We start from the raw sequence: 14876 nt of genomic DNA, 5'->3' as shown, positions 1-14876 counted from the left end.
CGTTCCAATTCATGACCACACTGCAAGCCATCCCTGACGCCGCGCTGGACCAGCTGTTTCGCAAGGCGCGCACCGTGCACGCCTTCAAGCCGGTGCCCGTGACCGACGCGCTGATCCACCAGCTGTATGACCTCGTGAAGTGGGGCCCGACCGCCTACAACGCCCAGCCCGCGCGCTACGTGTTCGTGCGCAGCGAGGAGGCCAAGGCGAAGCTCAAGCCGACCGTGTCGGCGGGCAACACCGCGCAGACGCTGCAGGCCGGCGTGACGGTGATCGTGGCGCACGACACGCGCTTCTACGAGCACCTGCCCACGCAGTTCCCGGCTTACGACGCCAAGCCCTTCTTCGAGAAGAGCGCCGACGCCGCGCAGGCCACGGCCTTTCGCAACAGCAGCCTGCAGGGCGCCTACCTGATCCTGGCGGCACGCGCGCTCGGGCTCGACGCGGGGCCGCAGTCGGGCTTCAACGCCGACCTGGTCGACAAGGCCTTCTTCCCCGACGGCCGTTATCGCGCGAACTTCCTCGTCAACCTCGGCGTGGCCGACCACGCCGGCACCTTCGAACGCGGGCCCCGGCTGGCGTTCGACGACGTGGCCGAGATCGTCTGACCTCCGGCCCGTTTTCACTCACAACCCCTGTCAACCCTGAAAGAGAAATCACCATGTCCATTCAAGCCATCAACGTCCGCAACCAGTTCAAGGGCAAGGTCCGCGAGATCATCCGCGGCGACGTCGTCTCCGAAGTCGATGTCGAAACCGCCTGGGGCATCGTCACCTCCGTCATCACCACGCGCTCGGTCGACGAGCTGCAGCTGAAGGTGGGTTCCGACGTGGTCGCACTCGTGAAGTCGACCGAAGTTTCGATCGCCAAGCTCTGACGGACCCTCGGGCTTTGCGATTCCCCGGTGCTGTCTTTGGTGCCGGGGTTTTTCGTTTGAGGTCGCTGGTTCGGGGCGTGTGCCCAGGCCACCGGGTACTTCCCTCCGCGAATGTCCTCCGGCCTGCGGCCTCCCCCTTGATTTCGCTGCGGGAAGCACCCAGTGTCCTGAGCACACCGGGCCCTGTCGTTGTGCTCGCCGATCAACGACCGCTGCGCATGACGCTCACGTCGATGGGGTGCCTTGCGCAGCGAAATCAAGGAGGAGCCCGAAGGGCGGGGGACATTCGCGGAGCAAGGTACCCCGTCGGCGTGAGCGCGCCCTGAAGCACCACCCATAGATCACAAGGTTGTTAAGAATCGACTTTTGAGTCGTTTGACCTTGGCCTTCGCACTCCTACAGTGGTGGTTATCGCCATCAAGGAAGATGGAATGACCAACGTACAACAGGAGCCGAACCGCATGTCCGTGGAAGTTGAAGATGTCATCGCCTTGCCGCCCGCTCTCGAACAGGCGCGCGCGCAAGCCATCGAAAAGAACTGGCCCTACGCCGGCGGCGTGACGCCCCCCGTGGCGTGGCAGCTGGTGCAGGACGGCCAGGCCCTGATCGTGGACGTGCGCTCCGGCGAAGAACGCAAGTTCGTCGGTCACGTGCCCGACAGCCTGCATGTGGCGTGGGCCACAGGCACCGCGCTCACCCGCAACCCGCGCTTCGTGCGAGAACTCGAAGCCAAGCTGGCGAAGGACGGCGGCAAGGAGGCCGTGGTGCTGCTGCTGTGCCGCAGCGGCAAGCGCTCGGCGCTGGCGGCCGAAGCCGCGGCCAAGGCCGGTTTCACGCAGGTGTTCAACGTGCTCGAAGGCTTCGAGGGCGAGATCGATGCGCGGCAGCACCGCGGCGGCTCCGACGGCTGGCGCTTCCATGGCCTGCCGTGGGTGCAGGACTGAACCCCGAACCCACACCGACAGAAACACACGGGAGGAAAAAACACATGGCTCAATTCGAAGTGAGTGACATCGTGCGCGCCCTGCACGAGGTGCGCGACGAGTGGCGCGATTCGCAGCGCCGTTCGCGCGAGCCCGGTGCGCGCGAGTTTCCGTCGCGCGATGCGCTGGCGCAGATCGTCGAGTCGCTCAAGGGCGCGCTCTTTCCGATGCGGCTGGGCCCACCGGACCTGCGCCACGAGAGCGAGGATTTCTACGTGGGCCACACGCTCGACGCCGCCTTGCAGGCGCTGCTGGTGCAGGCCCGGCTCGAGCTGAACTTCAACGCACGGCTGGCACCGCGACCCGCGAGCGAGATCGACGCAGCGGCCACCGAAGCGGTGCGGCAGTTCGCGAACGCGCTGCCTGGTCTGCGCCGGCTGCTCGACAGCGACGTGCTCGCGGCCTACCAGGGCGACCCCGCGGCGCGCAGCGTCGACGAGGTGCTGCTGTGCTATCCGGGCGTGCTCGCGATGATCCATCACCGCCTCGCGCACCGGCTCTACGAGCTCGGCCTGCCGCTGCTCGCGCGCATCGTGGCCGAGCTGGCGCATGCGCAGACCGGCATCGACATCCACCCGGGCGCGACGATCGACGCGGGCTTCTTCATGGACCACGGCACGGGCGTCGTGATCGGCGAGACGGCCGTCATCGGCAAGCGCGTGCGGCTGTACCAGGCCGTCACGCTCGGTGCCAAGCGCTTCCCCACCGACGCCGAAGGCAACCTGCAGAAGGGTTTGCCGCGCCACCCGGTGGTGGAGGACGACGTGGTCATCTACGCGGGCGCCACCATCCTGGGCCGCGTAACGCTCGGCAAGGGCGCCGTCATCGGCGGCAACGTGTGGATCACCGACGACGTGAAGCCCGGTGCCAGCGTCACGCAGGCCAGCCTGCAGAACAACAGCGCACCGAAGGCGGGCAGCGTATGAAAGCCTTTGTCGAAGACTTCGGCGTCACCGTGCGCCAGTTGCGCGAAGGGCAGGGTTGGTCGCAGGAAGAGCTGGCCGAGCGTTCCGATTTGAACCGCTCGTACGTGGGCGAGATCGAGCGCGGGCGCGTGATCCCGTCGATCGTCACGGCGCAGAAGCTGGCCACCGCGCTGGGCATCAACATCGTCAACCTGCTCGCGCGTTGCGAGCAACTGGAGCAGTCGCGCCTTGCACGGCGGATCAACTTGGCGGCTATAGCCTGTTGAGGGGAAACCCGTGGTCGCCAGACACTGGCGATCACTTTTTCCTCAACCCACGGAGCCTTGATCCATGAGTGCAACAGTCGGTGGTACCACCGCCCTTGGCGACAACGCCGCCCGCCAGCTAGCCAACGCCACCAAGACCGTTCCCCAACTCGAGACCATCAGCCCGCGCTGGCTGACGCACCTGCTGCAATGGGTGCCGGTCGAAGCGGGCATCTACCGCGTCAACAAGGTCAAGAACCCCGAGTCGATCAAGGTCACGTGCACCTCGCGCGAAGAAGAGAACCAGCTGCCGCGCACCTTCGTCGACTACGAAGAAAACCCGCGCGAGCACTACCTGAATGCCGTGAGCACCGTGCTCGACGTGCACACCCGCATCTCCGACCTGTACAGCAGCCCGCACGACCAGATCAAGGAGCAGCTGCGCCTGACGATCGAGACGATCAAGGAGAACCAGGAGAGCGAGCTCATCAACAACCCCGGCTACGGCCTGCTGGCGCAGGTGAGCGAAGAGCAGCGCATCTTCCCGCTGACCGGCGCGCCCACGCCCGACGACCTGGACGAGCTGCTGACCAAGGTGTGGAAGGAGCCCGCGTTCTTCCTCACGCACCCGCTGGCCATTGCCGCGTTCGGTCGTGAAGCCACGCGCCGCGGCACGCCGCCGCCCACGGTGAGCCTGTTCGGTTCGCAGTTCATCACCTGGCGCGGCATTCCGCTGATTCCGTCGAACAAGGTGCCGGTGGCCGACGGCAAGAGCAAGATCCTGCTGCTGCGCGTGGGCGACAAGCGCCAGGGCGTGGTGGGCCTGTTCCAGCCGGGCCTGTCGGGCGAGCAGAGCCCGGGGCTGTCGGTGCGCTTCATGGGCATCAACAACCACGCGATCGCGTCGTACCTGATCTCGTTGTACTGCTCGCTCGCGGTGCTGACCACCGACGCGCTGGCCGTGCTCGACGACGTCGAGATCGGCAAGTACCACGACTATCCCGACACCTACAAGTAAGCCGCGGTGAGCAGCACACCCACGTTCCCGGGCGAGGCGCCGTTCGATCCGGCCGTTCTCGCGCGCATGGCCAGCGCCATGTTCTCCGCGCCGCCGGGCGCGCAGTTTCCCGCCAACATCGCACCGCCGGGCTCGCCGCTGGTGAGCCCCGCGGGCTTCGGGCCGAGCGTGCCGGGCACGCCGATCCCGCAGGGGCAGATTCCGGGCGCCAATGTGCTGCCTGCATCGCCCACGCAGCTGCCGTCGCTCGCGAACCGCGCGCCGGCCTTGTTGCCGCATGCGTTGGCGGGCAACGGCGTGCCTGACACGGTGCTGTCGGTGGCGCCGGCCTTCGAGCCGCGCTCGGGCGGCGTGGTGCAGGGCGTGCCGCAGCAGGTGGGGGCGCCTGCGTCGCCGCAGGCGGCGTCAGCCTCGCCGTTCTACTTTCTGAACCACAGCTACGGACATCCGACGGCAGGCACCGCCGGCGATGGCTTTGCGATCCACGATCCGTTCGCGGGCCTCGCCGCGCCGACCGCGCAGCCTGCGTTGCCACCGAGCCCGCCTTCGGCGCCAGCCGGACGCGACGCGCAGTTCTACTTCGTCGATGCGGTGCGCCTGCCCAACGGCTTCGTCACGCCGGCCAAGCCCGATCCGCGCGGCCCCGATGTAGTGCCGCTGGCCGGCAGCGGCCAGCATCCGCCGTTCGATGTGCACGCCGTGCGCCGCGACTTCCCGATCCTGCAGGAGCGCGTGAACGGCAAGCAGCTCGTGTGGTTCGACAACGCGGCCACCACGCACAAGCCGCAGTCGGTCATCGACCGCATCGCGTACTTCTACGAGCACGAGAACTCGAACATCCATCGTGCGGCGCATGAACTCGCCGCGCGTGCGACCGATGCCTACGAAGGCGCACGCGAGCGCGTGCGCAAGTTCATCAATGCGCCGGAAGTCGACGAAGTGATCTTCGTGCGCGGCACCACCGAGGCGATCAACCTCGTGGCCAAGAGCTGGGGTGGCCAGCACGTGGGCGAGGGCGACGAGATCATCGTGTCGAACCTGGAGCACCACGCCAACATCGTGCCCTGGCAGCAGCTCGCCGCCGCCAAGGGCGCGAAGCTGCGCGTGATCCCGGTGGACGATTCGGGCCAGGTGCTGCTCGACGAGTACCGCAAGCTGCTCAACGACCGCACGAAGATCGTCGCCGTCACGCAGGTCTCGAACGCGCTGGGCACCGTGGTGCCGGTGAAGGAGATCGTCGAGCTGGCCCACCGCGCGGGCGCCAAGGCGCTGGTCGACGGCGCGCAGTCGGTCTCGCACATGCGCGTGGACGTGCAGGACATCGGTGCCGACTTTTTCGTGTTCTCCGGCCACAAGGTGTTCGGCCCGACCGGCATCGGCGTGGTGTGGGGCAAGCGCGAGGTGCTCGAAGACATGCCCCCGTGGCAGGGCGGCGGCAACATGATTGCCGACGTGACCTTCGAGAAGACGGTGTTTCAGCCGATCCCGAACAAGTTCGAGGCCGGCACCGGCAACATCGCCGATGCCGTGGGCCTGGGCGCGGCCATCGACTACGTGAACAAGGTCGGCATCGAGAACATCGCGCGTTACGAGCACGACCTGCTGGTGTACGGCATGGCGCAACTGGGTGCGATTCCCGGCGTGCGGCTGATCGGCACGGCGGCCGACAAGGCGAGCGTGATGTCCTTCGTGCTCGACGGCTACACCACCGAGGAGGTGGGCCACGCGCTCAACGACGAAGGCATTGCCGTGCGCACGGGGCACCACTGCGCGCAGCCGATCCTGCGGCGCTTCGGCGTCGAGACCACGGTGCGGCCGTCGCTGGCGTTCTACAACACCTTCGACGAGATCGATCGGCTGGTGACGGTGGTGCGGCGGCTCGCCGGCCAGCGGCGCACGCGCTGAGCCGGCTCAGGGCTTCGATGCCAGGTGCTGCCTGAAGAAAGCGAGCACCTTGGCATTGAAGTCGGCGTGGAAGGCGACGCGGTCGAAGCCACCGGCATCGCTGCAGATCTCCGGCAGGGCCTTGGCCATGGCCGGCGCGCAGGGCGCCAGGAAGGCGAAGTGCGCGGTGTTCGCGGGCACGTACCAGTCCGGCGCCGAAGGCAGGTTGCGGCGAACCGCTTCGACGTCATCCAGCGTCACCCCGTCGCCGCCGCGCGCGGAGGCCCAGAGCTGGACGGGCACCGTGACCTGCTTCAGCCCCTCGGCATCGAAGAAACTCAACGGATCGACGATCACCGCCGCCTTGATGCGCGCATCGCGCACCGGCGGCGCGGGCAGTTCCTGACGCTGGATCTGGCCGCAGAACGGAATCTTCGAGGCCGGCGTGCAAAAGCGCAGGCCCAGCTTGAAGTCGGGCACTGCGCCCGTCGCCACGAGGCCGGTGTAGCCGCCGCGCGAGAAGCCGAAGAAGCCGACCTGGTCGGCGGCGATTTTTGTGCGGCCGGGCCACGTCTTGAGCATGTGATCCGCCAGCCGCCGCATGTCGACGGGCCGTGCGGCAAATGTCGAGAGATGGCCTCGGCGTTCCATGTCCTGGAAGTTGTCGTTCGGGTGGTTGATGGCGGCGACCACGAAGCCTGCATCGGCCAGCGTCGCCGCCGTGTCGTGGTGCCCGAGGAACGAGCCGCCCGAGCCGTGCGACATCAGCACCAGCGGCAGGCCTGTGCCGGCGACGGGGCAGTCCTTCGTGGCCGAGATGGCGATCAGGCCGAACGCGATCTCGCCGGGTGCCGCCTCGCAAGGCGTCCACACGGCGCCGCGCAAGGCCGGCCCGTCCTTGTCGGCCGGCACCTCGATGAAGCTGAACCCCGCCGCATGGCTCCATGCAGCAGACACACAGAGGGCGGCGAGCAGGGCAAGGCGATGCAGGGTCATGGTGCGCAAGGGGTAGGGGGCCGAGAAGGCCGCCAGTGTGCCGCCTCCGGCCCCGTGCCGCCAGCCCGTTTTGCGTCGTGCGATGCGGGCGCGCTATGCTCTGTCGCTGTCCATCACGCTGCTTGTCTTCGCATGTCCCAGCCTCAGGTTTCTTCTTCCGGTGCTCCTTCTTCTGTCAGCGATTCCTGCGATGTGTTCGTGATCGGCGGCGGCCCCGCGGGTTCGACCGTCGCGGCGCTGCTGGCGCAGCAGGGGCGCAGGGTGGTGCTGGTCGAGAAAGAGCACCACCCGCGCTTTCACATCGGCGAATCGCTGCTGCCCGCGAACGTCGAGCTGTTCGACAGGCTCGGCGTGCGCGACCAGGTCGAGAAGATCGGCATGCCGAAGTTCGGCATCGAGTTCGTCTCGCCCGAGCATGAGCACCGCAGCTACGTGGAGTTCGCCGAAGGCTGGGACAAGTCGCTCGACTCCGCCTGGCAAGTGCGCCGTTCCGAGCTCGACGAGCTGCTGTTTCGCAACGCCGCCACGCGCGGCGCCCAGGCCTTCGAAGGCTGCAAGGTGCGCGACGTGGCCTTCGACGCCGACGGCGCGACCGTGCAGGCCGTGATGGACGACGGTGCCAAGCGCAGCTGGCGCGCGCGCTTCGTGATCGACGCCACGGGCCGCGACACGCTGCTGGCCAACAAATTCCGCTGCAAGCAGAAGAACCCCGACCACAACAGCACCGCGCTGTTCGGCCACTTCACCAATGCCGAGCGGCTCGAGGGCAAGAAGGAAGGCAACATCAGCATCTGCTGGTTTCCGCACGGCTGGTTCTGGTTCATTCCGCTGGCCGACGGCACGACCAGCGTGGGCGCGGTGTGCTGGCCCTACTACCTGAAGACGCGCGAAAAATCGCTGAAGGAATTCTTCTACGACACCATCGCGCTGTGCCCCGTGCTGGCCGACCGCCTGAAGAACGCCACCCTGGTCGACGACGCCGTGCACGCCACGGGCAACTTCTCGTACTCGAGCACGCACGCCACAGGCGACAACTACCTGCTGCTGGGCGACGCCTTCACCTTCATCGACCCGATGTTCTCCTCGGGCGTGTACCTGGCGATGCACAGCGCCTTCGACGGTGCCGAACTGGTGGCCACCGCGCTCGACCAGCCGGCCGAGCTGGCCCGCGCCCGCGAAGGCTTCGAGGCCATGATGCGCAAGGGGCCGCGCGAGTACTCGTGGTTCATCTACCGCGTGACCAACCCGACCATCCGCGACATGTTCATGTACCCCGGCAACCCGTTCCGGGTGAAGGAGGCGCTGATGTCGCTGCTGGCCGGCGACATCTACAAGGGCACGCCGATGTGGGGCGCGCTGCGCATGTTCAAGGTGCTGTACTACGGCATCTCCCTCGCCAACTTCCGCCGCACCTGGGCGGGCTGGAAGCGCCACCGCTTCAACATCCGCGACATGGGGGCGTTGAAGGGGGAGACGATCCTGAAGTCGGACTAGGCGCGGGTTAGGCGCCGGGCAGTTCGGCGATGAGCCGCCGGTTCTGCCGCGCCAGCGTGCGAAAGGCCGCTGAGAGGCGGTCGTCGGCTGCCACGGTGTCCCAGTACACGCCGGCCAGTTGCCGGGCGTGCGGCCATTCCTGCAGGGTGTCCACGGTCGGCGCCAGCCCGGTGGCCGCCAGGTCGCGCGCCGGCAGTTCGCCGCTCGTCGGCGCATACAGCGTGGGCAGCACGTCGTAGGCGGGCGCGAGACGCCACGCGTTCCCTTCGATGAGCAGCGAGATGTTGCCGTAGTGCCGGTCGGTGTTGCCGATCAGGCGGCCGAAGGCTTCGAGAAAGCGCAGACGCTGTGCATCGTCGGCACGCAGCAGGCCGCGCGAGGCCATCCGGTTGGCGGTGGCCGCCCAGTTGTCGATCCTGCCGATGTGCTGCGCGTCATACGCCATCAGCGACACCATGCCGATGCGGCCCCGGGCCGAGCGGTCGAAGCGTTCGACTTCCAGGAACACGCGCCCGCCTTCGATGAAGACGCGCGTGGTGGCCGCGGCGACGCCCGCTTGCGCCAGCGTGCTCAGCGCCAGGTGCTCGCTGACGAGAAGATCGCGCGAGCGCCGGTCCAGGGCCGACGTGCCTGCGAGCGAGAACTTGACGATGACCTGCCGGCCATCGCGCACCGTGCAGAACTTCGGCTGTTCGCCGCCGGCCGACGAGCCGGGCAGGGTGCCCTGCATCGCGCGCTCCGCCATGGCGGGGTAGTCGCTCACGGAGACAGGGCGAGCGGCGCGTGCGCCCAGCGAATGAAAGCGCTGGAAGGATTCGGCACCCACCACGAGGTTGCCGGGCAGGTCTTCGCCGCACAGCGCGAGCGCCTGCAGCACGTCGTCGTCGTTCCAATGTTCGGGGTTGGGCGGTAGCCCGAGTTCGGGGTGCCCCTGCGCGAAGGCGCGGCCGATGAAGCCCTGGGGACGCATGTCGGCAAGGAACCATGGCAGGCCGTCATGCAGCGCGCTGCGGCCTTGCTGCTCGTCCATCCAGCAACGCCCGCCCTGCAGCGGCACGATGCGTCCGAACGGCGAGGCTTGGCCGGCGGCATCGACCTTGACGACTGGCACCTCAGCACCGACGCGTTCGACGTGCCGTGGCGCCACATACATCTGGGAGCGTGCCGCACCGACCTTCAGTATCTGCGCGCTGCGAACCAGCGGCGCCAACGCGCGAGAGGCGGTGGCCTGACTGATGCCCAGTCGCGCCTGCAGCTCGGCGCTCGTGGCGGCGCCTTGCGAACGGATGAAGGCGAGGGCAGTAGCGCTCAGGGATGACGAGGTGGGTGGCGGCATTGCATATCTATGTGAATAGATAAATTATCCCACCCGCCATTGGGAAATTCAAATCGAATGAATTCCTACGTGAATAGATACTTTTGATCCCGAGAGTGTCAGATTTTCAAGAATTCAACGCTGCGTGCCGAGCCCGCAACGTTGCCACCGCATGCGTCACCCCCAACTGCGGGCTGCTGAGCACATCGACCCCGAGGTCCGCCAACAACCCCGTCACCGGCGCCATCGACGCCTGCGCCAGCACGATCACGTCGGTCCCGTCGGCTGCGGCGCGGATCGATTCGGCCAGCGTGGCCACATAGCGCGCGATGTCGCCGGACTGGAAGTGCACCCAGGCATCCTCGACCAGCAGCGTGCTGGCGCGGATGCCGACGCCGGCTTGCCGCGCGGCTGAAAGCACGAGCGACAGGGTCGGGTCGATGGTGCTTTCGACGGCGCCGACGATCAGCACGCGCGGGCCGTTGCGCACGGCGCGGTCGGCCATGGCGCGGTCGATGCGCAGGGCGGCGAAGGCGCCGCCGGTGGCGGTCTTTTCGGCGATGCCGCCGATGGTCGAGCAGGTGCACACGACCACCGAGGCGCCGTCCGAGGCGGCGTCGCGCATGGCTTCGTGGACGCGCGCCACCAGGCCGGCGTGGTCGACGCCCAGGGTGCGCGCATCGGCGAGCAGCTCTTCCATCACCAGGTGCTGCACGCGCAGCTCGGGCGCGATCTCGCGGGCCAGGCTGCCGAAGGTCTGCACATGCACCTGCGCGGTATGGAGGAAGGCGAGCGTGTCGGCCATGGCGTGGTGGCCGTTCAACCGGCCTCGCGGGCGCGACGGAACTCGTAGGCCTTGAGGTGCACGTACGCCGTGCGCAGCACCGACGGCGTGGCCGATGCAGTGCGCGGTGCGCGGGCCAGCAGGTCGCCCAGGATGTGGTCGGCCTCGACGCGCGCGCCGCGGGCCATGTCCTTGTACATGGAGGCGGTCATGGGCGAGCCGGCGGTCGTGACCACCGCGCGGCCGCGCGTGATGGCGCCGGGCCGCGGGGCAAAGCCGTTGTGGGCTGCGATGGCGCAGCACTCGCCGAAGATCGCGAGCGCCACGTCTTCGCCGCCGGCCGCCACGATGTCGCCGATGGAGGCGTGCATGAGGCTCGTGAGGCCCGCGGCCGAGGCGATGAAGACCCACTTCTCCCACATGTCCTGCGCGATGGTCTCGCTCGCGGTGGCGGTGAAGTTCGCGCCGGCGAACTGGGCTGCGATGGCGTCGATGCGCGGCGAGCGCCCGCCCGCGCGTTCGCCGTAGCTCAGGCTGTGCATGTCGTTCAGGTGCTGCACGCGGCCCTCGTCGTCGAGGGTGGCGGAGATCATGCACAGGCCGCCGAGCACGCGCGCCTCGCCGAAGCGCGCGACCAGCCGGTTGATGTGGCCCAGGCCGTTGAGCAGCGGAAGGATGACGGTGTCGGGCCCGACGGCGGACGCGAACGAGTCCATGGTGGCGTCGAGGTCGTAGGCCTTGCAGCCGACCACGACCACGTCGTACGGCCCGCTGATCTGCTCGGCCAGCACATGCTTCGGCGTGGGCAGGTCGAGATCGCCGAACGGGCTGCGCACCACGAGCCCGGTCGTAGCCAGCTGGGCCGCGCGGCCGGGACGCAGTAGAAAGGTCACATCGCGGCCTGCCGCGAGCAGGCGTGCGCCGAAGTAACCACCGAGTGCTCCCGCACCCACCATCAGGAATCGCATCGCGCGCTGCCTCCGAAGAAACTGAAGATCGGAAGCGATGATGCCCCGGATCGCGCGCGGGCGCCTCAGGGGTGTTGCGAGGTCGCCAGCCGCTCGCGGGCAAAGGGCCGCAGGTCGAGGCCGTGCGCGCTCTCGCGGCCCAGCACCCGGTCGGCGATGGCGTCGCCCAGCCCGGCCGAGTGCTTGAAGCCGTGGCCGGAGCAGGCCGAGACGATCAGCACATTCGGCAGGCCGTCGAGCGCGTCGATCACGAAGCGGCGGTCGGGCGTGACGGTGTACATGCAGGCGCGGGCCTTGAGCGCGTGCCCCGCGATCTGCGGAAAGCGCCCGGCCACGCGGTCGCGGTACATGGCGGCGCTTTCTTCGGCGCTCACCTCGCGGTCGAGCGCGTCGGGCGTGGTGGCGTCGACGTACTGCTCGGTGGCGACCTTCAGCGCGGGCTGCGACGCATCGGAGGCCGGAAAACCGTACATGTAGTCTTCCTGCGCGTCGCCGAACATCCAGATGAAGATGGGAAAACGCCCAGGCGCGAAGTCGGCCGCGGCGGTGGGGCCGGTGTCGAACCAGTGCATCACCTGGCGGTGCACCGAGAAGTGGGCCTGCCAGTCGGTGCGCGCCTGCCGGCCGAGGAATTCGGGCAGCCAGGCGCCGGCCGCGACCACCACCTGGTCGGCGGTGAAGCTCGCGGTTTCGGTGCGCACGCGCACGGTGTCGCCGTTGCCCACGGGCTCGACGCCCAGCACGCGCTCGCCGGTGCGGGTCTGTGCGCCGTCGGCGCGGGCCACGGCGAGCTGGGCGGCGATGGCGTCTTCGGGGCGCACGAAGCCGGCGTCGCGTTCGAGGTAGCCGATCTCGTCGCCCTGCAGGTGGAACTGCGGGTAGCGCGCGCGGATGCCGGCCGCGTCGAGCACCTCGTGCGCGATGTCGAAGCGCTCGGCGCAGGCGATGGTGCGGCGCACGAAGTCGGACTTGCCGTGGTGTTCGGCCACGCGGTCGCGCGGCGCGAGGATGAGGCCACCGGTGGTGGTCATCAGCGGGCGGCCGGTGCGCGCTTCGAGCTCGCGCCAGATGGCGTGCGAGCGGTGCACCAGCGGCACGTACTCGTCGCCTTCGCCGACGGCCAGCCGCGTGATGCGCGAATCGCCGTGCGAGGAACCGCGGTCGTGCGGCGGCGCGAACTGGTCGATGCCGAGCACGCGCGCGCCGCGTTGCGAGAGCTGGTAGAGGGTGGCCGCGCCGAGGGCGCCCAGGCCGATGACGATTGCGTCGTAGTGGGTAGGAGAACGGGTCACGGGGCGAGAGGTTTCGTCGTCACACAAGGTTCAGGTCGAGAAACGCATCCTTCACCGCGATGGGCTGGGGAATGAGCTTCAGCTGCGCGAACACGTCGGCCAGGCCCTGTTGTTCGCGGGCGATGGCGGGCGTGAGCGCCACGACGCCATAGTGCCGTCGTTCGGTCGCCAGCGCCAGCACCTTGGGCTCCACCTTCAGCTGCGGCGCGAGCGTGGCCACCACCTCGCCGGGGTGGGCCTGGGCCCAGTCGTTGGCCTTGCGCAGTTCGGCGAACACGGTGCGCAGCGTGTCGGCGTTGGCGCGCGCGAAGGCGGGTTGCGCGAAGTGGTAGGTGCGGTTGCCGCTCAGGCCGGTGCCGTCGAACAGCAGGCGCGACTCGGTCGCCACCTGCGCGCCGGCCAGGAACGGGTCCCACAGGCCGATGGCCGCGACGCTGCCCGACTGGTAGGCGGCCACGGTGTCGGAGGCCGTGACGATGTAGACCGGCTCGATGTCTTCGTAGCGCAGGCCGGCCGCTTCGAGCGCGCGGATCAGCACGTACTGCGTGTTGTAGCCGCGGCCGGTGACGACCTTCTTGCCCTTGAGGTCGCGCACGCTGCGGATCGGCGAGTCGCGCGGCACCAGGAAGCCGACGCCGCCGGGGTAGGGGCTTTCGGCCGCGAGGTAGGCCAGGCCCTTGCCGCTGGCCTGCTGGAACACGCCAATGCCGTCGGAGGCATGGCCGAAGTCGATGGCGCCGGCCGCCAGCGCTTCCGACAGCTGGCTGCCGCCGAGGAACTCGTGCCACTCGACGCTCACGCCAGCCGGCGCGAGCGCCTTCTCGAGCTGGCCCGTGCCCTTGAGGATGTTGAGCGTGTTGAACTTCTGATAACCGATGCGCAGCGTGCGGGCGCGCGTCTGCGCGAACAGCGGGGCCGACGCGGCCACGACAGCGGCGCCGACGCCGGCGCGAAGCAGAAGGCGCCGGGAGACGGCGGGCGAGGAAGAGCGTGGGAAGTGCATGGGAAGAGCGGGACCGCGTCGCGCGGCCGAAGAAGAAAAAAGCAGTCAGTCGAAAGGCAGAGGCTGGCCACTCTAGGGATCGACGCTGTCTCGCGCCACGAAGCTTTTGTCATTTGTTCATGCGCAACTCATCGCTGCATATGCAAGCGGAAATTGCTTCGTTGGCGCCGCACGCAGCGCTGCCTAGAGTCGCGCTCTCTTTTTCCACTTCCAGCGAAGCGCAGGCATGACCCGCAACACCCACTCTTTCACCGTTTCCAGCCTGGCCCTGGCAATCGGCGCTCTCACCACCCTGGGCAATATCGCCTGGGCCGACAAGCTCGACGACATCCGCAAGGCCGGCGTGCTGCGCGTGGCCGCGTTCGACGGCAACCCGCCCTTCGGCTACATCGACCCGGCCAGCAAGAAGCAGGTCGGCCACGACATCGACCTGGCGACCGAGTTCGCAAAGAGCCTGGGCGTGAAGATCGAACTGGTGCCGACCAACCCGGCCAACCGCATTCCACTGCTCACCTCGGGCAAGGCCGACGTGGTGTTTGCCAGCTTCACCATCACCGACGAGCGCGCCAAGGCGGTGGACTTCACCACGCCGTATTTCCTGGTCGGCCAGCAGTTCCTGGCGAAGAAGGGCGTGCTGAAGGAGGCCGCGCAGATCAAGGACATCCGCATCGGCACCGAGAAGGGCACGACGATGGAGTCGAACCTGCGCAAGAACTACCCCGACGCCAAGGTCGTGCTCTACGACGATTCGCCCTTTGCGCTGGCCGCGCTGCGCAACGGCAACGTGCAGGCCATCACCAACGACGGCGTGAAGCTCACGGCGCAGTGGAACGCGATTCCCGACAAGGAGAAGTACGAGATCCCGGCGATCACGGTGTCGAAGGAATACCTCGGCGCGGCCGTGGCCAAGGGCGAGACGCGCCTGCTCGAGACGCTCAACGCCTGGCTGGTCGACAGCGAGAAGAACGGCCGCGCCGTGGCGATCTACGACACCTGGTTCGGCCCGAACAGCAAGGCGCCGCTGCCGCGCCTGTTGAAGATCGGCGACCAGCGCGTGGCCGCCAACTGATGAGGCGCGCAACGACCGGATC

General features: G+C 68.2%; 15 protein-coding genes. 9 read left to right on the top strand and 6 right to left on the bottom strand.

Features of this window, described 5'->3' with window-relative positions; translation table 11 throughout:
* Positions 1-11: 11 nt before the first annotated feature.
* The 7 genes from ACAM42_RS18825 (at position 12) to ACAM42_RS18795 (ending at position 5954) form a co-directional block, all read left to right on the top strand.
* Positions 12-608 carry a malonic semialdehyde reductase gene (locus tag ACAM42_RS18825; RefSeq protein ID WP_307590526.1) on the top strand — a complete coding sequence of 199 codons (597 nt, stop codon included), beginning with the start codon at positions 12-14 and terminating at the stop codon, positions 606-608.
* Positions 609-661: 53 nt separating this feature from the next.
* On the top strand, positions 662-877 hold the full coding sequence (locus ACAM42_RS18820) for a molybdopterin-binding protein (protein WP_007829250.1): 216 nt from the start codon (positions 662-664) through the stop codon (positions 875-877).
* Positions 878-1338: 461 nt separating this feature from the next.
* The gene (locus ACAM42_RS18815) at positions 1339-1821 is read left to right on the top strand and encodes a rhodanese-like domain-containing protein (protein WP_369632785.1); all 483 of its coding nucleotides are present in this window, start codon (positions 1339-1341) and stop codon (positions 1819-1821) included.
* A 44-nt stretch (positions 1822-1865) separates the two neighbouring features.
* Entirely contained in the window at positions 1866-2786 is a 921-nt protein-coding gene (gene epsC / locus ACAM42_RS18810) for a serine O-acetyltransferase EpsC (RefSeq protein WP_062470029.1), read from the top strand.
* The gene (locus ACAM42_RS18805) at positions 2783-3052 is read left to right on the top strand and encodes a helix-turn-helix domain-containing protein (protein ID WP_062470032.1); all 270 of its coding nucleotides are present in this window, start codon (positions 2783-2785) and stop codon (positions 3050-3052) included. The genes epsC and ACAM42_RS18805 overlap by 4 nt, the downstream gene beginning before the upstream one ends.
* A 64-nt stretch (positions 3053-3116) precedes the next feature.
* Positions 3117-4049, top strand: a complete 933-nt coding sequence (locus tag ACAM42_RS18800; protein ID WP_369629004.1) for a family 2A encapsulin nanocompartment shell protein — start codon at positions 3117-3119, stop codon at positions 4047-4049.
* 66 nt (positions 4050-4115) lie between these two features.
* A complete protein-coding gene (locus tag ACAM42_RS18795; protein ID WP_369632784.1) occupies positions 4116-5954 on the top strand; it encodes a family 2A encapsulin nanocompartment cargo protein cysteine desulfurase in 1839 nt (612 codons plus the stop codon).
* A 6-nt stretch (positions 5955-5960) separates the two neighbouring features.
* Here the strand turns inward: ACAM42_RS18795 and ACAM42_RS18790 are convergent, their stop codons facing one another.
* Positions 5961-6929, bottom strand: a complete 969-nt coding sequence (locus ACAM42_RS18790; RefSeq protein WP_369629003.1) for an alpha/beta hydrolase family protein — start codon at positions 6927-6929, stop codon at positions 5961-5963.
* Between the two features lie 132 nt (positions 6930-7061).
* On the opposite strand from ACAM42_RS18790, the gene ACAM42_RS18785 reads away from it, so the two are divergent.
* Complete coding sequence (locus ACAM42_RS18785; RefSeq protein WP_307635724.1) at positions 7062-8423, top strand: NAD(P)/FAD-dependent oxidoreductase; 1362 nt, start codon at positions 7062-7064, stop codon at positions 8421-8423.
* A gap of 7 nt (positions 8424-8430) precedes the next feature.
* Here ACAM42_RS18785 and yjjJ read toward each other — a convergent pair whose 3' ends face one another.
* The 5 genes from yjjJ to ACAM42_RS18760 all read right to left on the bottom strand — a co-directional run bounded on the left by yjjJ (position 8431) and on the right by ACAM42_RS18760 (position 13785).
* Positions 8431-9759: a type II toxin-antitoxin system HipA family toxin YjjJ gene (gene yjjJ, locus ACAM42_RS18780; RefSeq protein WP_369629002.1), complete on the bottom strand. Its 1329-nt coding sequence runs from the start codon at positions 9757-9759 to the stop codon at positions 8431-8433.
* A 106-nt stretch (positions 9760-9865) separates the two neighbouring features.
* Positions 9866-10543, bottom strand: coding sequence for an aspartate/glutamate racemase family protein (locus tag ACAM42_RS18775; RefSeq protein ID WP_369629001.1), 678 nt, complete (start codon positions 10541-10543; stop codon positions 9866-9868).
* Between the two features lie 14 nt (positions 10544-10557).
* Positions 10558-11490 (bottom strand): 2-dehydropantoate 2-reductase, encoded by a 933-nt coding sequence (gene panE / locus ACAM42_RS18770; RefSeq protein WP_369629000.1) that lies wholly within the window; start codon positions 11488-11490, stop codon positions 10558-10560.
* Between the two features lie 65 nt (positions 11491-11555).
* Positions 11556-12782, bottom strand: coding sequence for an N-methyl-L-tryptophan oxidase (gene solA / locus ACAM42_RS18765; protein ID WP_369628999.1), 1227 nt, complete (start codon positions 12780-12782; stop codon positions 11556-11558).
* Between the two features lie 19 nt (positions 12783-12801).
* Positions 12802-13785 (bottom strand): aliphatic sulfonate ABC transporter substrate-binding protein, encoded by a 984-nt coding sequence (locus ACAM42_RS18760; protein ID WP_369628998.1) that lies wholly within the window; start codon positions 13783-13785, stop codon positions 12802-12804.
* 226 nt (positions 13786-14011) lie between these two features.
* On the opposite strand from ACAM42_RS18760, the gene ACAM42_RS18755 reads away from it, so the two are divergent.
* Positions 14012-14854: a transporter substrate-binding domain-containing protein gene (locus ACAM42_RS18755; RefSeq protein ID WP_062470056.1), complete on the top strand. Its 843-nt coding sequence runs from the start codon at positions 14012-14014 to the stop codon at positions 14852-14854.
* Positions 14855-14876 lie beyond the last annotated feature (22 nt).

The organism is Variovorax sp. V35 (assembly GCF_041154465.1).
Classification (GTDB): domain Bacteria; phylum Pseudomonadota; class Gammaproteobacteria; order Burkholderiales; family Burkholderiaceae_C; genus Variovorax; species Variovorax boronicumulans.
This window is presented reverse-complemented; position numbering and strand designations above follow the sequence as displayed.